The organism is Pseudomonas sp. 21LCFQ010, assembly GCF_024129905.1.
GTDB lineage: Bacteria > Pseudomonadota > Gammaproteobacteria > Pseudomonadales > Pseudomonadaceae > Aquipseudomonas.
In genome coordinates this window covers 182,656-201,640 of sequence record NZ_JAMYDZ010000001.1, presented here as the reverse complement: position 1 = coordinate 201,640, position 18,985 = coordinate 182,656, and the positions used below count along the sequence as shown (strand labels likewise).

At 59.6% G+C, this 18,985-nt stretch carries 21 protein-coding genes and 2 pseudogenes; 7 read left to right on the top strand and 16 right to left on the bottom strand.

What is annotated here, in order from left to right:
• Nucleotides 1–46: 46 nt before the first annotated feature.
• Complete coding sequence (locus NJC38_RS00990; protein ID WP_045490055.1) at nucleotides 47–571, bottom strand: SgcJ/EcaC family oxidoreductase; 525 nt, start codon at nucleotides 569–571, stop codon at nucleotides 47–49.
• A 172-nt stretch (nucleotides 572–743) separates the two neighbouring features.
• Between NJC38_RS00990 and NJC38_RS00985 the strand changes: the two genes are divergently transcribed.
• Genes NJC38_RS00985 through NJC38_RS00970 form a run of 4 tightly spaced genes read left to right on the top strand, consistent with a single transcriptional unit; the run spans nucleotide 744 to nucleotide 5,378 of the window.
• The gene (locus NJC38_RS00985; RefSeq protein WP_253110447.1) at nucleotides 744–1,922 is read left to right on the top strand and encodes a sensor histidine kinase; all 1,179 of its coding nucleotides are present in this window, start codon (nucleotides 744–746) and stop codon (nucleotides 1,920–1,922) included.
• Nucleotides 1,919–2,578, top strand: coding sequence for a response regulator transcription factor (locus NJC38_RS00980; protein ID WP_045490053.1), 660 nt, complete (start codon nucleotides 1,919–1,921; stop codon nucleotides 2,576–2,578). The genes NJC38_RS00985 and NJC38_RS00980 overlap by 4 nt, the downstream gene beginning before the upstream one ends.
• Entirely contained in the window at nucleotides 2,569–4,917 is a 2,349-nt protein-coding gene (locus NJC38_RS00975; protein WP_253110445.1) for an ATP-binding protein, read from the top strand. The genes NJC38_RS00980 and NJC38_RS00975 overlap by 10 nt, the downstream gene beginning before the upstream one ends.
• Nucleotides 4,914–5,378: a response regulator gene (locus tag NJC38_RS00970; protein ID WP_045490050.1), complete on the top strand. Its 465-nt coding sequence runs from the start codon at nucleotides 4,914–4,916 to the stop codon at nucleotides 5,376–5,378. Before NJC38_RS00975 ends, NJC38_RS00970 begins: the two co-directional genes overlap by 4 nt.
• Before the next feature lie 9 nt (nucleotides 5,379–5,387).
• Here the strand turns inward: NJC38_RS00970 and NJC38_RS00965 are convergent, their stop codons facing one another.
• Nucleotides 5,388–5,819, bottom strand: a complete 432-nt coding sequence (locus tag NJC38_RS00965; protein WP_253110443.1) for a universal stress protein — start codon at nucleotides 5,817–5,819, stop codon at nucleotides 5,388–5,390.
• A gap of 269 nt (nucleotides 5,820–6,088) precedes the next feature.
• Nucleotides 6,089–7,105 carry a tRNA dihydrouridine(20/20a) synthase DusA gene (gene dusA, locus NJC38_RS00960; protein ID WP_253110441.1) on the bottom strand — a complete coding sequence of 339 codons (1,017 nt, stop codon included), beginning with the start codon at nucleotides 7,103–7,105 and terminating at the stop codon, nucleotides 6,089–6,091.
• A 96-nt stretch (nucleotides 7,106–7,201) separates the two neighbouring features.
• On the opposite strand from dusA, the pseudogene NJC38_RS00955 reads away from it, so the two are divergent.
• Nucleotides 7,202–8,099, top strand: a pseudogene (locus NJC38_RS00955) (tyrosine-type recombinase/integrase).
• Between the two features lie 126 nt (nucleotides 8,100–8,225).
• On the opposite strand, the gene NJC38_RS00950 reads toward NJC38_RS00955, so the two are convergent.
• From NJC38_RS00950 to NJC38_RS00925, 6 genes and pseudogenes are all read right to left on the bottom strand, one after another.
• Entirely contained in the window at nucleotides 8,226–8,516 is a 291-nt protein-coding gene (locus NJC38_RS00950) for an XRE family transcriptional regulator (RefSeq protein ID WP_253110439.1), read from the bottom strand.
• A 41-nt stretch (nucleotides 8,517–8,557) separates the two neighbouring features.
• Nucleotides 8,558–8,725 carry a hypothetical protein gene (locus NJC38_RS00945; RefSeq protein WP_253110438.1) on the bottom strand — a complete coding sequence of 56 codons (168 nt, stop codon included), beginning with the start codon at nucleotides 8,723–8,725 and terminating at the stop codon, nucleotides 8,558–8,560.
• Nucleotides 8,726–8,967: 242 nt separating this feature from the next.
• Nucleotides 8,968–9,194: pseudogene (locus NJC38_RS00940) on the bottom strand (stability determinant).
• Nucleotides 9,195–9,229: 35 nt separating this feature from the next.
• The gene (locus tag NJC38_RS00935; protein WP_253110435.1) at nucleotides 9,230–9,547 is read right to left on the bottom strand and encodes a helix-turn-helix domain-containing protein; all 318 of its coding nucleotides are present in this window, start codon (nucleotides 9,545–9,547) and stop codon (nucleotides 9,230–9,232) included.
• Nucleotides 9,534–9,854 (bottom strand): transcriptional regulator, encoded by a 321-nt coding sequence (locus NJC38_RS00930; protein ID WP_253110433.1) that lies wholly within the window; start codon nucleotides 9,852–9,854, stop codon nucleotides 9,534–9,536. Before NJC38_RS00930 ends, NJC38_RS00935 begins: the two co-directional genes overlap by 14 nt.
• Nucleotides 9,855–9,863: 9 nt before the next feature.
• Nucleotides 9,864–10,304, bottom strand: coding sequence for a hypothetical protein (locus NJC38_RS00925; protein WP_253110431.1), 441 nt, complete (start codon nucleotides 10,302–10,304; stop codon nucleotides 9,864–9,866).
• 71 nt (nucleotides 10,305–10,375) lie between these two features.
• On the opposite strand from NJC38_RS00925, the gene NJC38_RS00920 reads away from it, so the two are divergent.
• On the top strand, nucleotides 10,376–10,636 hold the full coding sequence (locus NJC38_RS00920) for a type II toxin-antitoxin system Phd/YefM family antitoxin (protein WP_045490591.1): 261 nt from the start codon (nucleotides 10,376–10,378) through the stop codon (nucleotides 10,634–10,636).
• A gap of 2 nt (nucleotides 10,637–10,638) precedes the next feature.
• A complete protein-coding gene (locus tag NJC38_RS00915; RefSeq protein ID WP_253110429.1) occupies nucleotides 10,639–10,971 on the top strand; it encodes a type II toxin-antitoxin system RelE/ParE family toxin in 333 nt (110 codons plus the stop codon).
• 128 nt (nucleotides 10,972–11,099) lie between these two features.
• Here the strand turns inward: NJC38_RS00915 and NJC38_RS00910 are convergent, their stop codons facing one another.
• The 7 genes from NJC38_RS00910 to NJC38_RS00880 form a co-directional block, all read right to left on the bottom strand.
• Nucleotides 11,100–11,339 (bottom strand): hypothetical protein, encoded by a 240-nt coding sequence (locus tag NJC38_RS00910; RefSeq protein ID WP_253111356.1) that lies wholly within the window; start codon nucleotides 11,337–11,339, stop codon nucleotides 11,100–11,102.
• A 417-nt stretch (nucleotides 11,340–11,756) separates the two neighbouring features.
• Nucleotides 11,757–12,293: a DUF4376 domain-containing protein gene (locus NJC38_RS00905; RefSeq protein WP_253110427.1), complete on the bottom strand. Its 537-nt coding sequence runs from the start codon at nucleotides 12,291–12,293 to the stop codon at nucleotides 11,757–11,759.
• Nucleotides 12,293–13,885, bottom strand: a complete 1,593-nt coding sequence (locus NJC38_RS00900; protein WP_253110425.1) for a hypothetical protein — start codon at nucleotides 13,883–13,885, stop codon at nucleotides 12,293–12,295. The genes NJC38_RS00905 and NJC38_RS00900 overlap by 1 nt, the downstream gene beginning before the upstream one ends.
• Nucleotides 13,885–14,775, bottom strand: a complete 891-nt coding sequence (locus NJC38_RS00895) for a hypothetical protein (RefSeq protein WP_253110423.1) — start codon at nucleotides 14,773–14,775, stop codon at nucleotides 13,885–13,887. The genes NJC38_RS00900 and NJC38_RS00895 overlap by 1 nt, the downstream gene beginning before the upstream one ends.
• Nucleotides 14,772–18,158, bottom strand: a complete 3,387-nt coding sequence (locus tag NJC38_RS00890) for a hypothetical protein (RefSeq protein WP_253110422.1) — start codon at nucleotides 18,156–18,158, stop codon at nucleotides 14,772–14,774. The genes NJC38_RS00895 and NJC38_RS00890 overlap by 4 nt, the downstream gene beginning before the upstream one ends.
• An 81-nt stretch (nucleotides 18,159–18,239) precedes the next feature.
• Nucleotides 18,240–18,479: a hypothetical protein gene (locus tag NJC38_RS00885; RefSeq protein ID WP_253110420.1), complete on the bottom strand. Its 240-nt coding sequence runs from the start codon at nucleotides 18,477–18,479 to the stop codon at nucleotides 18,240–18,242.
• 68 nt (nucleotides 18,480–18,547) lie between these two features.
• Nucleotides 18,548–18,970, bottom strand: a complete 423-nt coding sequence (locus tag NJC38_RS00880) for a phage tail assembly chaperone (protein WP_253110417.1) — start codon at nucleotides 18,968–18,970, stop codon at nucleotides 18,548–18,550.
• Between the last annotated feature and the right edge of the window lie 15 nt (nucleotides 18,971–18,985).

Sequence of the window (18,985 nt, the reverse complement as noted above, 5' to 3'; positions counted from 1 at the left end):
AAAAGCCAACGGGCGGTTCGCTGTACGAACCGCCCGTTTTTTTGCCTTACTTGCTGGCGTGCATCACTGGCTGCGGCTCCGGCATGGCCGATGAGTGGTGGTTGAGGATCTTCCACTGGCCGCCGACTTTTTCGTACAGGAAGGTGTAGCGAGCCTGCACGTCACGGGTCTTGCCGTTGGCGTCGGTCAGGGTGAAGGTGTAGACCCCGCTGTCCATCGCCGCATCATTACCCAGTTGGCGCACTTCCCGATAGTTGATACGGCCGACCGGCTTGAGCGCCAGAAAGTGCTCGAAGTAGTCAGTGATCAGCGCCGGGGTATTGCGCACCTGGTTGGACACGGTCGGCTGCAACACCGCATCCGGGGCATACAGGCTGACCACCTGCTGGGCGCTGCCGGTCTTCAAGGCCGCGTTCCACTGATCGAACAGGCTGGCGATCTCACGCTCTTTGGCATTGCTCGGCAACTCGGCCACCGTACGGTACACATAAGGAGCAATCGGGTCAGCGGCAGACACCCAGGGTGCGCCAAGGGCGAGGGTCAGAGCCAGAACAGTAGTTTTCAGTTTCATCGCGGTGATTCCTGCGGGTTGGTATGGGCTGTACTTTGCCGCGCCGCGCTGAGCCAGCCATCGGCCAACCGGGGTTATTTGCCTATGCCATTCGGCAGATGGGCAATACCCTGCCAGCCGGGTTCTAATAGCACTCTGGCGCCCGGGCGGGCGCCCCTCCGGAGCCTTCTGCATGCACAGTTCAGCCCATGACCCCGCCAGCGCCCTGGCAATCCGTACCCAGTATCGCCAGTCACAAAGCCGCGCCGCACGATTGCGCCTGCTGGTCGACACCGGCAGGGAGCTGACCCGGCTGGCTCCGCAGGCCATGCGCCAGCAAGTGGTCCAGCGCGCCTGTGCGTTTGTCGCCATGGATCACGGCCTGTTGCTGGAATGGGATGTTGAAGAGGCCGTGCAACCCACTGCCAGCGTGGGCAATCAGGAACAGCTGAGCGAACTGGCCGGCCAGGCCGATACTTCAGCCAAGGAACCGCGCTGGCTGGAGCGACTCGACAGTGCCCTGCCCAACGTCCTGTGCCTGCCGTTGCGCGGCGCCGATGACCGCCCGTTCGGCATGCTGTTGCTGGCCAACAGCGTACCGATTGGCGCCCCCGACAGCGAAGACATCGAATCGCTGCACCTGCTGGCCACCTTGCTGGCTGCGCATCTGGAGAACAGCCGCTTGCTGCAGACGCTGATCGTGCGCGAACGCAGCATGTCCGAGCTGGTTAATCGGCTGTTCAGTGCCCAGGAGGATGAACGCAAGCGGGTCGCCTATGACCTGCACGACGGCCTGGCCCAGACCCTGGCCGGTCTGCATCAGCGCCTGCAAGGTTTTGCCGGGCGCTGCCCACCGCTGAACGCGCCGCTGGACGACGATCTGCAGGCCATTCTCGATCTGGCCCAGCATTGCGTGGGCGAAGGCCGGCGCCTGATTGGCGGCCTGCGCCCCAGCGTGCTGGACGACTTCGGCCTGTTCCAGGCGGTGGACAAGGAAGTCGACCGGCTGCGCGAGGCCGGCATCACCGTGCACTGGTTCTCCCGCTCACTTTCGCGCCTGCCCAGCCATGTAGAGATCGCGCTGTTTCGGATTGCCCAGGAAGGCATCAACAATATCCTCAAGCACGCCGGGGCCGCCAACGTCAAACTGGAGCTGGAGCTGCACCAGAGCCATGTCGCACTGCTGCTTGAAGACGACGGTCGTGGCTTCGACAGCAACCTGCCAGCGAGCGGTCAGTCGCTGGGCCTGGTGGCCATGCAGGAGCGCGCCGGCCTGCTGGGCGGGCGCTTCAGCTGTACCAGTCGCCCGGCGGGCGGCACCCGATTACGCGCCATTGTTCCGTTAACCCATCACAACAAGGCAAACTCATGACTGCACCCCTGCGCCTGGTCCTGGCCGACGACCACGAAGTCACCCGCACCGGTTTCGTCGCGCTGCTGGCCGGGCATCCGGAGTTTGATGTGGTGGGCCAGGCCAGTGATGGCCAGCAGGCCGTAGCCCTGTGCGAAGCCTTGCAACCAGACATTGCCATCCTCGACATCCGCATGCCGGTGCTCAATGGATTGGGGGCAGCGCGCCTGCTGCAACAACGCATGCCTGCGCTGAAGGTGGTGATTTTCACCATGGACGACAGCATTGATCATCTTGAAGCGGCGATTACTGCCGGCGCAGTGGGGTATCTGCTCAAGGACGCCAGCCGTGATGAGGTGATTGCCAGCCTGCAGCGGGTCGCCCGTGGTGAAGAGGCCCTCAATGGGGCGGTCAGCGCCCGTTTGTTGCGGCGCATGGCCGAGCGCGGCGCACAGGCCGCTCCGACGCTCGAAACCCTCACCGCCCGTGAGCGTCAGGTGCTTGAACTGGTGGCCGGTGGCTGCAGCAACCGGGAAATCGGCGAACGCCTGGGCATCACCACCGGCACGGCCAAAGCCCACGTCGAGCGGGTGATCGGCAAACTCGGTGCGGCTGACCGCACCCAAGCGGCGGTGCGCGGTGTCGCGCTCGGCCTGGTGCCCAGCCAATGGACATAAAACCGCCTGCTGCGGCCAAACAGAGCCCGGCCAGTCGCTGGGCCGACCTGCCCTTGCGCGGCAAGGCGCTGGTGGCGATTTCCCTGCCGCTGGTGCTGCTGCTCTGTTCACTGGTGCTGATCTACACCACCGAACGCCAGACCGCCCGCGCCGAAGAAGACGTACGCCGGGTGCTGCTGGTGCAGGGCGATATCCAGACCGTGCACACCCAACTGGCCGAAGCCGCCGCCAGCGTACGCGGCTACCTGCTGACCCGCCGCGAAGACTTTCTGCCGGTTTACCTGCGCGCCGAAGCGCTGATAGACGCCGCCTTGCATCGGCTCGATCAGAACGTGCGCGATGCGCAGATCCGCGCCCACCTTGAAGCCATCGAGCCGCTGATCCAGACCAAGGTGGAGGGCCTGGCCTTGCTGCGCACTCTCAACGATGCCGACGGCCAGGCCGTTGCCGCCATTCTGGTTGAGAACAAGCACATCCTCGACGAGCTGCGCGAACGCATCAGTCTGATGCGTACCCGCGAGGACACCCTGCTCGACGAGCGCACCGCCGACGCGGCTGCCACCCGCCAACGGCTGTTGCTGTCGACGTTGCTGGCGGCCGGCTGTGGCCTGTTCGGCGCGATTGTCGCGGTGCTGTTGCTGTCGCGCGGCATCGTCACCCGGGTCCAGCAGGTTCAAGGCAATGCCCAGCGCCTGGCGCTCGGCCAACCGCTGCATCCGCAGCCCCCTGAAAACGATGAAATTGGCCAGTTGGGTAGCCGCCTGGTGGAAGCCGGGCAGTTACTGGCCGAGCGTGAACGCGCCTTGCGTGACAATGAAGAACGCTTGCGCCTGATCATCGACGGGGTCAAGGACTACGGAATCTTCGCGCTGGACACCAAAGGCCGGGTCACCAGCTGGAACGCCGGCGCCGAGCGCATCAAGGGCTATACCGAGCAGGAAATTCTCGGTCGCCACTTCTCGCTGTTCTATCTGCCCGAGGAGCGTCCGCATCACCCGGCCATGGCCTTGAACGAAGCCACCCGCCAGGGCCACTACATGGAAGAAGGCTGGCGCTGCCGCCAGGACGGCAGCCGTTTCTGGGCCAGCGTGGTGATCACCGCACAGTATGACGCCAGCGGTGTGCTGCGCGGTTTCTCAAAGATCACCCGCGACATCACCGACCGGCGCAGCGCTGAAATTGCCCTGCGCACGGCCCGTGAGGAAGCAGAAAGTGCCAGCCGGGCCAAAAGCGAGTTTTTATCGCGGATGAGCCATGAGCTGCGCACGCCACTCAACTCGATCCTTGGGTTCGCGCAACTGCTGGACATGGATGCCAGCCCTGCACACCGCGCTCAGGTCGGGCATATCCTGCGTGCCGGCCAGCATCTGCTGACCCTGATCAACGAGATTCTCGACATCGCCCGCATCGAAGCCGGACGCCTGCCCTTCAACCCTGAACCCGTCGCCCTGACCGAGGTGTTGCAGGAAGCCCTGAGCCTGGTCTGGCCCATGGCAAGCGACGCCGGGATCGAGCTGAGCGAGCCACCGGCGCTGCCTCGGGACTGGGGAGTGACGGCGGACCGGCAGCGCTTGATTCAGGTGCTGCTCAACCTGTTGTCCAATGCCATCAAGTACAACCGCAGCGCCGGGCGGGTGTGGATCACGGTGGCGCAACAACCCGGCTGCATGACGATAACCGTCCACGACACCGGCACGGGTATCCCTGTCGAGCGGCTGGATCGCCTGTTCAAACCCTTCGAACGCCTGGGCAACGACCCTAATGTAGAAGGTACCGGCCTGGGTCTGGCGCTGAGTCGTAATCTGCTGCAAGCCATGCAAGGCGATTTGCTGGTGAACAACCGGCCAGGCCAGGGTTGCAGCTTCATTGTGCAACTGCCCGCCGCTCAGATAGCGCCACAGCGAGCCATTGAACAACCGCCCGCCCTGCGCCAGGAAATACCGACACCGACTGCCGCAACGGTGCGCGGCAAGGTACTGTGCATTGAAGACAATCTGTCGAGCATGGCGTTGATCGAAACCCTGCTGCAACGCCGCCCCGGCATCCAGTTGCTGTCGAGCATGCTCGGCCAGTTGGGCCTGGACCTGGCACGCCAGCATGCACCGGACCTGATCCTGCTGGACGTTAACCTGCCTGACCTGCAGGGCCTGGAAGTGCTGCAGCGGCTGCGCCAGTCGGCGGCCACGGCCAATGTGCCGGTGCTGATGATGACCGCTGATGCCAGCGACCTGACCCAAAGCGCCTTGCGTGCCGCCGGTGCCAGCGCGATTCTCACCAAGCCGCTGCACATCCCGGCGTTTCTCGATCACCTGGACCTGCATCTACCGGAGCCTGCATGAACGGAGATTTCCGAATTCTGATCATCGACGATCAACGTCCCAACCTCGATCTGATGGAACAGTTACTCGCGCGTGAAGGCCTGCGCAACGTGCTGAGCAGCACCGAACCGCTTCGTACCCTGGACCTGTTCAACAGTTTTGAGCCCGACCTGGTGATACTCGACCTGCACATGCCGGAGTTCGACGGCTTCGCGGTGCTGGAACAGCTGAATCGGCGCATTCCGGCCAATCACTACCTGCCGATTCTGGTCCTGACCGCCGATGCGACCCGCGATACACGCTTGCGCGCCCTGGCCCTCGGCGCCCGGGACTTCATCAGTAAACCGCTCGATGCCCTGGAAACCATGCTGCGGATCTGGAACCTGCTGGAAACCCGGGCGCTGTACAAAACCCTGCGCCAGTTGATACCAGCAGAAAACATCGAACTGCTGCACCCGCGCAGCACGCCGGTGCAGCAGTGAGCGCAATGACTACTTGATCAGTACCACCGGGACCGAGACATCATGGATCACCCGGTTGGCCACCGAGCCCAACAGCAAACCGCCGAAGCTGCCCAGCCCACGAGTGCCCATCACCACAGTGTCACACCCGAGCTTCTTGACCGCATCGGCAATCTGCTCGGCGACATTGCCCATATCGACATGAACCTCATGGGCGATGCCGCTGGCATTAAGCTGCGCACTGGCTTTGTTCAGCACGCCCATGGCCTCATTGATCAAACCGGCCCGCACACCTTCGATCATGTCCGGCGCAAGATAATCGCCATAAGCCATCGGGCTGGACTGAACGTTGAGCACATGGACTTCCAGCGGCCGGGCGACCTGGCCTGCCAGATTGATCACATAGTCCAGCGCATGCCGGGCGTGAGCCGAACCATCGAAAGGAACCAGAACCTTGTGCATGACTGCTCTCCTGCAAGTGGGTATGTATTGAACATAGCCCCATGCCCGAGCAGCAGCCAGTGCGTTTCGGCGCCGCCTTGATCCAGGACAACAGCGGGTGAAATATAGTGATTACCGCCCCGCCCCACTTGATGACCGGGCACACTCAGGCAGGGATGGAATCCTGAGCCAAGCGAGCTTAAGGGGTGGTATTAAATGAGCGACTGGTGAATGCGCGTAAATCGGTTTTCCCGGTGCCGCCTCAACAAGACGACACCGGGCTTACATGGTTAACGCCCTTCCAGAATCTGCGCCGCCTGATCAAACAGCGCCAGTGGCTGTTCGGCTTTCTGGATATCGGTAGAGAGAATCTGCCGGAAGCGCCGCGCCCCCGGAAAACCCACCGCCAGGCCCAGGATGTGGCGGGTGATATGGTGCATGTTGCCACCGCGCCCAAGATAATCGACCACATAAGGGCGCAACGCCGCCATGGCCTCGGCACGGCTGATGGGCGGCTGCTGCACACCAAACAGCTGGCTATCGACCTCGGCCAGCAGATAAGGGTTATGGTAAGCCTCACGCCCCAGCATCACGCCGTCAAAGGTCTGCAAGTGCGCATGGCAGTCTTCCAGAGTTTTGATACCGCCATTGAGGATGATTTCCAGGTCTGGAAAATCAGTCTTCAATTGCGCAGCCACGTCGTAGCGCAGCGGCGGAACCTCGCGGTTCTCCTTGGGCGACAGCCCTTCGAGAATCGCAATCCGCGCATGCACGGTAAAACTGCGGCACCCCGCCTCACGCACCTGGCCGACGAAATCGCACAGTTGCTCATAGCTGTCACGACCATTAATACCGATCCGATGCTTGACCGTGACCGGAATCGCCACGGCATCCTGCATGGCCTTCACGCAATCACTGACCAGTGCCGGATGGCCCATCAGGCAAGCGCCGATCATGTTGTTCTGCACCCGGTCGCTGGGGCAACCGACGTTCAGGTTGACCTCGTCATACCCGGCCTCTTCGGCCAGACGCGCACAAGCCGCCAGATCCGCCGGATTGCTGCCGCCCAGTTGCAGGGCCAGCGGGTGCTCGGATTCGTGATGACCGAGAAACCGCTCGCGATCACCGAACAACACCGCGCCGGTAGTGACCATTTCGGTGTAGAGCAAGGTGTGTTTGGAGAGCAGACGCAGGAAGTAACGGCAATGGCGATCTGTCCAATCCATCATCGGCGCCACGGAGAAGCGGCGGGAGGGGTCGGGCCTTATGGAGCGGGGGTTTGAGGCAATATTCGGTTGCATATTCATCGTCAAATTTGGAGCGGAAATCGGGCGTTTTGGTCGGTTTATTGAGCATCACCGTAATGATGTAGCAACGCAAAAACCTCATGTAGCAAGGAAACCATTGGAACGATCACATCACGCAAGCGTAAGGACGAATCGATCGATTATGCCGCCCAGATAAGGGTTAACCGCGAAGGGCGCATAGTCTATCAGGAAAGCCAGACGTTCGACCGCAAGCAGATGGCCCAGGCATGGCTCAAACGACGAGAGACCGAGTTGGCCCAACCCGGCGCCATCGACCGCGCCAATCATAAAGGAGCGACCATCGGCCAGATGATCGATCGCTACCTGGTCGAGTACGAAATCCTTCGCCCGCTGGGCAAGACCAAACGAGCCACGTTGAACGCCATTGGCAAGACCTGGCTGGGTGAAGTTCTGGACACCAAGCTCACCAGTCAGAACCTGGTCGAGTACGCTCAATGGCGGTTCAGCAAAGAAGGCGGCGGCGTCCAGGCACAAACCGTGGGTAACGACCTGGCGCATCTGGGCGCTGTGTTGTCAGTGGCCAAGCCCGCTTGGGGTTATGCCGTTGACCCGCCGCCAGGAAGAAATCACCCGGATCCGCTGGAGTGACCTCGATCACACCCGACAATCGGTGCTGGTCAGGGACATGAAAAACCCTAGGCAGAAGATCGGCAACAACGTGTGGTGCCACCTGCCTGATGAGGCCTGGCAGATGCTGCAGCGTATGCCAAAAGTGGCCGAGCAGATCTTTCCCTACAACCACCGCTCGATATCCGCATCCTTCACCAGAGCCTGTTACATGCTGGCCATCGAAGACTTGTGCTTCCACGACCTGCGCCATGACGGGGTGAGTCGGCTGTTTGAAATGGACTGGGACATACCACGGGTGTCGAGTGTGTCAGGGCACCGTGACTGGAACTCGCTGCGGCGGTATACGCACCTCAGAGGGCGATCCGATCCTTATGCTGGATGGGAATGGCTCGACAAGGTGTGATGGTCAGCAAGGCCGCTTCAGTTGCACTTCACGGCCCACAACTGATTGGTACAGGTCGCGGAGGGAGGCTCCAGATATGAATGGGCAACAGGAGCCTTGCAGGTTTGTGACTGGCAGGCCAAGCCACTACTGCGGGCCAGCGGGCAGCGGCCCCAAATCTACCTCGGCACCCTGCTCACGCATGCACTCAACCACGCGCGCCAGGCTGTCTTCATCCAGGGTCAGCAGCGCCGCCATGTAGAAGTGCATGTGCATGCCCAGTGCGCGCGGCTCAGCACCGCCTGTGTACTTGCGCCATTGCGCGCCTTGAGCCAGCCCGGAAAGGTCAGCCATCTGAGGGCTGGTGAAACCAAGATCGTCTTTCAGGCGCGCCAAATCACCCGCAGACGGCGGGTCGTAATGCTTTATACGTTTCATGGGAATATCCGAAAGCCCCGGCACTAACCGGGGCTGGGCGGTCAGGCGATGAATCGGGTCGCGATCCAGAATACGGCCAGCGCGAACACTGCGCCGGAGCCGGCTGAAATTAGCATATTGCGGGTCTGATGCTGGGTGCCGTTGCGGACTTCATTGCCCAACTGCTCAAGATCTGCGCGCATCTGCTTGATGACTTGATCGTGGCTCATGGTCTTCCTCACTGGGTGGCGGGTCGTGCCTGCTGCGTCGCCCTATACGTATACTTTTGCTAGAAACCGCTAAAATCTCAAATCCCGCCGGGCGGTGGCCCCGATTGCTCGGGGCCGGTGCTTAGATCTTGTGGATGAAGGCGGCAGCGGTAACGATCACTGTAAATATCCCTCATGCCGCCAAGAATTCTTAAGCTCAGAGCCAAAATATAAGTTATGCGACTACTGAAACTGGCGATGTTTTAATCAGGGGTTGATTGATCCAGACAACCATCAGCATCAGTTGACCCAAATTTCGCATGGGCAGTCTCAATGATCACATCCATATGGGCCATAACTGAATCGTAAGCCCCCCTAAGCCAGGTTGCGCCAAAGACGCCTCTACTTTGGCGCGGAACCAGCATTCGTAACTATCGAGCTGCTCTTGGGTTTCGAGTTCGGAAACGATAGGAGAAGCTACCATGCTCATGTATTCCCTTCTAACTCAGAACAGGAGCTTGGTTTTCATGGCTGAGCCATCAACACATCCCTGAACACATCCGGCCGCAGCGCCGCGATATGCAACAGCGATCGAGCTGCTCCAGAGGGAGCGCGTCGGCCTTGCTCCCACTCCTGCAGTGTCCGGACAGATACACCTAGCAACTGAGCAAATTTCGGTTGTGACAATCCGGTCTTGCCCCGCGCTTCAGCAGCCTCGGTCAACTCGACCTGATGCACATCGCCGTGGCGCCCTGCTTTGACGTCCAAAATCGCGGACAGAAGCTCTTCGCCGATATTGCGCTTGGCATCACGCTCAAGCAGTTCTTTTTCAGTCAGGACCATGATTCAGCTCCTTTGCGATCTTGCGCAGAATATGCGCTGGAATGTTCTCAGTGGCGCCCTTGCCGTAGATCAGCAACGTAACCAGAGCACCGCTTGTAAGCTGAGCGGTGTAGATCACCCTCACAGCACCGCTCTTGCCGCGACCGTCCATGTTCCACCGGATCTTGCGACACCCGTCTGATCCTGGCACAACCGCACCCGAGTCAGGATTGTTCGCCAAGAAAGACATGAAGGCGCCACGCTCTTCTTCGGTCCAGTAATCTGGCCAAAGCTTGGTGAACAGAGGTGATTCGATTATCGTCAACATAGCCAAAGATCATACGTCCCTGACGTATAAATCACAACTTAAAAATGAGGCACGACCAAAGCTGATAGCTGGCGTATCAGGACACATTGCTAAAAAAATAGCTAAGTCCACTAGGGTCTGTCGCCGTTTCATCACAATCGCGCCGAGGCCCTGTGGGTTGCGCCTCAAATCGCGCCATGTGTCGTTGAAGGACTTGAAAAGGGAGTGACCATTTCCTGCGTCCTTCGCCTCGCCTGACACGATTTGGCGCTGCAACGCGGCCTGCGCTGAAACGGCAATAGGCCCTAGCAGGAAAGCCAGACGCTCGATCGCAAGCACATGGCCCAGGGATGGATCGGCAAAGAAGGCAACGGCGTTCAGACGCAGACTGTTGGTGACGGTACTGAGCAGGATGCGGAAGCGCGACCGGCGCCCTATCCTGGATCGGCTACGGGTAGTTCTCTCTGTCATCCCGACGTTTGACAGGACAAAATTCAGGCCGCATTCTGCCCTAAACCCTCCCACAGCAGGCGGAATCGACCATGTCCCTGGCCAGCCACATCAGACCCATTACCTATTTGAAGACCAGCGCCGCCGAAATCGTCAAGGAGTTCGCCGTCAATCCTGAGCCGATCATCATTACTCAGAATGGCGAAGCCAAGATGGTGGTCATGGATATCAACGAGTACGAAAGCCAGCAAGAAACGCTGGCTCTGCTGAAGCTGCTTGCGTTGGGCAGCAAGGAAATCAAGGAAGGCAAGTTCAGTGACGCACATGCTTTTCTGGATGAGATGGACGACTGAACATGGTGAGAGAAATCGTCATCCTTGACAGTGCCAAGGACGACTTCAGGGATGTGAAAAGGTACGTGAACGACCAGTTTGGCAATGGCGTTTGGGAGACGGTAAATGCGGAGTACAAGGAAGCGTTCCGGAACATTCAGACCAATCCTGAACATGGCGCCGACATTGAAGAGCTGAAGCAATTCGGCGTGACCAATATCAAGTTCAGGCTGGTACGACAGACGAAAGTGATTTATGAGTTTGATGACCGGATTGTCTATATCCGGATGTTCATCAGTACTAGAAGGGACTTCCGTCGGCATCTGACGCAAAGAGTGTTGACTCAAAAAGTCTGAGTCCCTTATCGAGCCGGTGGAAGGTCGGAGCGTCAGAACGCGAGATCAGGTAGCGCATGCGACGCCTGACGAAAGCTGCATATTCACTTAGGAAGCTGCAGGATACCCGAGCGTTAGCTCACCACCACTCAGCGCCGCCCCTCTGCCAGCATCCTCACAGCCAGGCCGGCCAGAACCGTGCCCATCAGCCAGAGTTGCAGCACCTGCCATAGCGGACGCTCGCCAAGAAAGACTGCGATGGCGCCAGCCATGACCAGTGCAGTGATCCCCAGCGCGACGCAGAACATATAGACCATGTTCGGACCGGGCGTCAGCACCATCCCCAGACAAATGAGCGCAAAGGCAAACAGACTGGCGAGTTCGGGGATAGGGCTGCTCCTGCACATGAAGATGGGTCGTCAGAAGTGCCACTATAGCGCCAGTCGGGTGCGTGATCGATTGCTTTGACCATTACAGCCAGCAGATGCTTTTTTGGGCACACGTATGCGCGGAGGCGCACGTGCGGTGTTGCTCAGTTGAATATGGGACATTCATTGATCTCCAGATAACAGATGCTTGGTAAAGCCGCTCTGGGTAGTGTTTTAGGCAGCGTACCTGCGCAACCTCACACCGGCACCCAAGCAACTCGGCACGTCACGCAAAGTGGCGAAGCTGATGAAGTAAACAGCCGGGACGGTGCTCACTCGATGTTCGAGGCGGCCAGATTGGCGAGGAAGCAAGACATGCTTTCTACAGGCACAAAAAAACCGCCTTTGGCGGTGGGTGGTTACCGGGCTTATTTGTCGTCAGGCTGGCCAGCCCTGCTCCAATAGATCAATGGTGATTGAGCCGTCTGCTAAGGCGGCGAGCAGTTCAGCCTCGCGGTCGAAGCACGCCTGTACATGAGCACGCACTGCCGAGGCCAGCGCCAGGATCTGCTGCCCGGTGAGCTGCACAAAGCCGGCGGCGGTCTTCCACTGCAAGCTGTATTCAGGATCGATCAACGCCTGGAGCGCAGCGCCTGTGATCAGGGCTTGGCTGCGGTCATCCGTGGCCACGACCATGCCGTCGATCACGATACCCAAAGTCTCGGCGGCGTAGCGGCGGGCGGCGATCATGTCCGAGGTTACTGGGGCAGGTTCGACAGGCTGAGCGGCGGGGCTCTTTTCAAATAGCATCCAGAAAGTCATATAGAACCGGGCGTAGTGAGTCTCTGGATCGAAATCCATATCGAAGTCCGGCGCAATGTCCGTCGCACCAATCGGTACTTCTGCATCGTCTTCAACGTGAAACGAGTCCAGATAGAGGCCGTTGGTGGCATCGTAGCGATAGAGGATCTTCATTACATGCTCTCCTTCGCCTTGATATAGGCCTTGAGTTTTCCGTTCGGTTTCACGAAGGGCACCTTGAACTCGGTATTACTATTCGTATCTTTGTAGGGCGCGCTACGCAGGATCACACCCCCAAGGCCAACCGCTACGATTGTTCCGTCAGGACAGACTGCAACCCCTTGCAGATGGGTGGTCACGTTGCTGCGCACAGTTTTCCATGTCCAACCGTCATCTTCGCTGATGGTGATCAGGCCGCTGGCTCCGACAACCACCCAGAAGTTCTCCCACGCGCAATCAACGCCATAAAGCTGCAACGGCATAGTCGTGCCGGCGGACGTCAGAACATCGACATTGGTCATTGCCATCTCGCCGCGCAACATGAACCCAGCAGCTCCAACAGCGATAGCCGTGTAGGAGTAGTCATTCATAGTCAATGCCGCGATCGCCGTATTAGGGACCGTCAGATTCGACAGGAGTACATTGTTTTCCCACCGAAGATCGGCCCGGGAGATCTGCTGGCCGCTGGCCGCAGTAAGGGCCGTCAGATTGGTCCTGCCACGAGTCGGGTTCGTTACCCGCATCCTTCGAGGCTCCTGCTTCGTCCACTTCGGATATGCAGCGGTTGTAGGAGAACTGACCGTATTGCTCTTCGTTACCCAGGTCACGCCATAATCAGAGCTATAACGCGTGACGCCGCTGCCTACGGCAATCCAATCAAATGCCGGATAGGCGCTGATACTGGTTATCGTGGCCGTTCCGAATCCACTAATGATCGCAGTGAAAGTTGCCCCGCAATCCGAGCTGCGGTACATGGTGCCACTGGCACCTACGGCAATGACAACGCCATAGTCATCCGCATCCACCGCAGTGAACTGTGCATTGCCGTAGATGGCCTGCGTCCAAGTCAATCCGTAGTCAGTACTTCGCCAGATGCGCCCGCTGGCTCCCACCGCGATCAATGCCGGTGTATCCGTTGACCATGGCCCGACGTTTCGCGCCCAACAGACGTCATATACGGCCACTCCGGCAGTGGGATTGGCAGGACTGACGATCTGCGTCCAGTCCAGTCCATATTCACGCAGGTCGCCTATAGCAACTGCCAAGAGCGGATACGACGATACAGGATAGCGAGCCCCATCCATTGGCAGATAATCGCTGCCTGGATCTGTTACGGACCAGATCGTTTCCCCCACCTGGCGTGTGACACTGACCCACTCGACTCCTGACTCGTCGGGTTTCACACTCAGTACCCGGCGTGCCTTGCCTTTAAGCGCAGGTACACCAGCGGCAGATTGGGCGCTGGCTGCGTAAGTTTGGGCGCTGGCCGCCTGCTGAGCGGCTTTGCCTGCCTCATCCTTCGCCTGCGTCAGACTGTTGGCTGCCGCTATCGCGGAGTTGGCTGCCGCCGTCGCAGAATTCGCCGCCGCGTTCTGGCTCTTGCCGGCTTCAAGTATCCCGGTATTGATCGCACCTGCCAGGGAATTGGTTTGCTGCACGAACGGCGGCAGCGCAGCAACAAACGCGTCAGCCTTTTCGGAAAAATCTGCCGCACCATCCGCCCGAGTCGGCGCAGGCGGAAGGGGGGTAATATTTGGTATAGCCATTAGACGATTGCCTCTACAGAAATGGAGCCTTCCGATACAGAAGGCCCGGAAAAGACCAGGGTGAAGTCCTTGTAGTAGCCGAACAGGATGGTGGCCTCGTAGCTCTCTTCGCCGATCCACACCACGGGCGTGGCGCGCATTTCGGCCAGGAGTCGGCGCACCCTGCCAACCGTGGGGGTGTCCAGAACGATGTCGAAATCTGCCCGGTTCGAGTACGAACGCCGTACGACTGTCGTGTTGCCGAAGTCGTCGACCTTCTTGATGCTGTAGTCGTTGATGCCTACGGACGTGCCGTACAGCGCGGTGCCCAGCTCCTGCTGAGCGCCAACCACGAAGTGCCCGACAGCGGCTTGTTCCGCGCCGGCGTCGACCGTCACGACGATGTTGGCAGAGCCGTAAGCCGGCAAGTCGAGCAGCACCAGGTCTGTGCGCAGCTCAACAGGCAGAAAGAAGTGGTCGTACCAATTGGTAACCCCGGCATCGACCAGGGTTACCGTTTTGCTGTAGACCACACCCTCCCCCGCATCGACCATCTGCAAAAGGACAGACTTGCCGCTGACGTTGAACATCGCTATCGAGTTCACGACGGCGCCGGGCTTGATCGTGACGGTGATCGTGCCAGGGTTTGTCGTGAGCGATTCCAGCTTGTCGTCGAACATGCGCCAGCGGTTGGTTGCACCGGTGTCCAGCCAGGCCGGCGGTTGTAAGGTGTCCGTCGCAGGATCCCGATTTGAATTCTCAACCAGCGCTTCGTAGATGCGGTGATTGCTGATCACCCTTGCGCCAATTGCGTACCTCGTAGCAGACGACCAGGCCGGATAGTCGTTCTCGGATACGTTGCTGCTGACGAGCTTGGGTTCGGTGATATCCACCGGCTTGATCAGCTTCATACATAATCTCGCTCTTGTGGTGTGCCTTCCTCGTCCCATTTGCGCATCAGGACTTCCAGCTTCTGGGTGTTTTTCGCGATCTGGAATTGGGCCTGCCGGTTCTCCTGACGCAGTTGACGAAACTCAGCCAGCAGCTCAGCGTTGCCGCTGCCCTGAATCTGGCTCGAGTTCGTATAGATTGGTGCGGGGCGAGCAAGCTGCAGCATCGGTCCCGCTTCGTCAGAGGCAAACGTCGCGAGGCGTCCTGTGTTCATCTGATCCAGCAAACCGGTACCGAACATGCGAACGGCATCAGCGCTCATCACGTACTCGCCGTTTGAAAGGCGAGCCAGGATGCTGTCGCTGGTACCGGTGCCTGGACCAGAGATCAGCCCGCCGGTTGCGTACTTCGGCAACTGTCCGTTTGCCAGCGCTGCGTTGCGCACCGCCTCTTGAAGCTGCGCAGCCGTAAGCGCCCCGGTAGTGAGCTGGGTAGCCCAGTACGAAGCACCGTCGTTCATCGCGATGCCCGCAGCCTTGTACGCAGCCTCAATCGCCGCCGCGTTCGTGATCGCGCCTGTGATGTTGCCTGCGTTGAGGTTTCCGGACGCAAGCTGGTCCTGCCAGTACGCCTTCCCGCCATCGTCAGCAGGCCGCCCCAATTTGTCCTTGTAGATCGAGTCGATGAGTACCCCGGCGCTTTGCGGCGAGATCTTTCCCGTGATCGAAGCAATCGCGGCGACCACTGCCGCGTTCATGTCCTTGATCGCGTCAGCGACGGATTTGACGCTATTGTCGACGCCGTTCAGCGCGTCCATTTGCTGCTGGGCAAATTCGAGTTGCTTGTCCAGACCGGTCAGCTGGGCTTCAAGCGCCGCGATGGTCTTCTCGGACGAACTGATCTGCTTGCCGTTAAGGCGGTTCAGTTCAGAGATCAGATTGGCATTGCGCCCCTGCTCCCGGCTGAAGTCCTCAAGCGAACTGTACAGCGATGTATCGTTGTCGCTGATGACCGAAAGTGCGTTCTCCAGCCCTTCGAAATTGCTCAACGAACCACCGGCCCGAGCTATCGCGAGCGCAGCAACGACAGTAGCTTTCGCCTGATTGCGTAACATCCGTACGGCCGAATCGCTGTCGCCGCGCAACGCCTTGAGAGCGCTGCTCAGCGCATTGCTGACCGACGTGAGGCCTGCCGCATTGCTGCGCGCCGTCGTGATCATGTCGTTGATCGACGTTTTCTGAGCGTTGATCGATCGCTGCAAAGCCGAGAATGCTGCGTTCGCATTGCCCATTAATAGTTCTTGCAACGTCAGAGCTGCATCCGCAGCAGCCTGAGTGGCTGCCTGCGTCCGGTTTTCAAGGATCGTGTAGGCCGCATCGGCCCCGGCCGCCAGGTTCATCAGCGCCACGTAGCCGTCCTGGCCCGCCGTGGTGGTGACATCCATTGCCTCCACCAACTGACGGAAACCGTCTCGGGTTTCGGGAAATGCGATGCTGAGACTGCGGAACTGACGGCCGACGTCGATCAAAACGTCATCCGCCCGCTCAGCCTCCGGCACAAATTTCTCGTAATAGCCGGCAGTGACGCCGGCGAACCGCTCCATTCCGCCGCCCAGTTCCGCCAGCCGCTCTGCCAGATGCAGCCCCCCCACCGACACGTCGAGCATGCCGTTATTGGTTTTCTCCAGGATCTCGTTCAACTGCATCAGAGCGTTGAGGGACGTAGTCAGTTTGCTGAGGGTGTAACCGACCAGGCTGGCCTCTCCAGTCGCATTGGCAATCGTGCCCACCGCAGCGTCACCCAAGGTGGTGAACCACTTGCTGATTTCTTCCTGGATCTGCTCTGCGGTCTTGTCTCTGGTGCTGATCTGCGTTGCCGCAACGCTCAAACCGTCTAGCACACCGTCGTTCAAAGTCACGTTCAATGCGTCGAACAGACCGATAGCCGTGCCCAATGTCGCCGCGTACGTGTTATCAAGTGCCGCCTGAAGTTCAGGATCCATCGCAGAAAGCTGAGTGCGTTTCTTGTTGCTGCTGAACAGACCACCTTTCTTTTTCTGGTACTCGAATGAATGGGACTCCAGCTCGCCGTTTGTGACACCGAGCTGGAAACCTTCATCCTTCGTAACCCAGTCACCACCGAACAACGACGCGCCAAACATGCCGCCCAGAACAGCGCCGATAGCCGCGCCGATCACGTTACCGATGATCGGAACCGCAGAACCTATTGCTGCACCGGCATAGGCCCCAGCCACCGCACCGCCAGCCCCCGCCACGGCACCTTTTACGCCCGCCTTCAGATAGCCCTGGATCGCGCCGCCAATGCCGTACATGACGGCGCTGGACGCCGACAGCGCCGACGTAGCAGCAGTCGTGGCACCCGACGCGGTGCCGACCACAGTACCGCCTTGGGTGACTGTGTTGCTGATCAAGTCGACCGTTGCAACCGGGGCGCTACTGCCGATCTGATAAACCCCATTGACCACACTGCCGCTCGTACTTGAGAACAGGCTGCTGACCGCAGAAGTAACGTAGGCACCACTCGATTTGATAGCGCCTGTCAGACCGCCAATAAATCCGTCGCCAGATGTCCAGCCGGCACTCCAGGCTTGCCCCAGACCAGAGGTGGTAACGTTATAAGCGCTACTGACGGTGTTCCAGACCGACTCAAGGTTGAACCCGCCGCTCGAACCGCCGCCAAGAATTTCCGAGACCTGTCCCGCCAGCCCGCCACCACCCAACGCCGCACCGATCCGGACCATAATCGGCTTGGTAATCGCCATATGCAGCATTTCGGCCAGAAAGCCTTTGAAGCTTTGCTTGAGATTGGCCATGAAGTCGTCCGACTTGGTCAGGATCGACTTCCATTTGTCGGCGAAAGCTTTCTCGATAAAGCCCACGGACGCACTGGTCACCTGCCCCCAGGTCGAAGCCGCGAACTGGTTGCGCTCGTATTCATCAGAAAGCCGTTGCAGCGCTTCGCGATACGTATTGGTCTGATCCGAATCCGCCCCGATTGCATCAGTGAGCAGCTTCTGGTCTCTCTGATATTCACGTGAACGCTTGCCGTCCGGATACAAGCGATCCATCAAGGTTGTAAACTGCGTCGATTCGGCGACCGTATTTGTCCCTGATGCACCATCCGCAGTCGCCTTACCAGGCGATACGTTTGCAGCCGCCTTGTTCGCCTGCGCCTGAACGGTCGTATACGACTGCACGGCAGACTGCGCTTTGTTCACCTTCTGCGTCAGGCCCTCGATACTCGTCGTAGCAGAGGCGGTTTTCTGGGCGGTTGCCCCAACCGCGCCCAACGCCGCGCCGGCTCGCTCCGTTACAGTCACCAATCCCTGTAATCGGGTAACCACTTTACTAACCGTGGCGAGAAACTGCGTTTCATTAGCCATAGTTTCCTCCATTCGAAAAAAAGCCCCGCCAATACGCAGGGCCTGCTTTTGGGTTTACCTCCCTCACCTGTCCATCACCGCTCATGCCTCATGCGCCACCCGGCACTGGATCGCGTCCATCTTCATCAAGGCGCGGTATTCCTCCGGGTCCAGTTTGCGGTCCATCAGCCGCGACCAGGCTTGCAGTTCCTGCCAGGTCAGTGGTTCGCTGGTGCGCTTGCACTCCCAGAACAGGCCGGGCAGGTATTCCATGCCGGCCGGCAAGGGCGGGATCTGCAGTTCTCTGGGTTTGTGGCCAGTGAGGCTCCAGACCCGGTTCAAGTGATCGCGCAGGGTTGCGTCGGAATCCTTGAGCGGCCGACTAAGGCGCAGGTCGGCTTCCCAGTGGCTCAGGAGGCTGTCGAGTCGGGCGCGAAAAAACGCGAGCGGTTACCTGCCAGGGCCTCGACTTCCTGAGCCAGGCCAGGGTTCTGGGTCAGCAATTCACTGACCGCCTGTGCGGAGAACGGCGCCTCGAACGACCAGCCGATCACCAGCGCGCTGCGGTACTTGATGGTGCCGGCCTGGGTGATGTCGTAGATTTCATCACTGGACAGCTTGCTCTCGTCGCGGTCGCGGCCTTCACGGCTCAGCTCCAGCAGGACACGGCGGGCGGCGGCCGAGTCGGCGCTGGTGACGATCAGGAACTGGTCGGTTTCGCTGCCATCGGGCAGGGTCAGGGGCAGTTTTTTGCCCTTCTCGATCGCCGCCAGGGTGTAGAAGTCCGACAAAGCGAAGGCTTTGACAGGTGCGTTCTTGGTCTTGTTGGTCATGGTCATTCTCCAAAA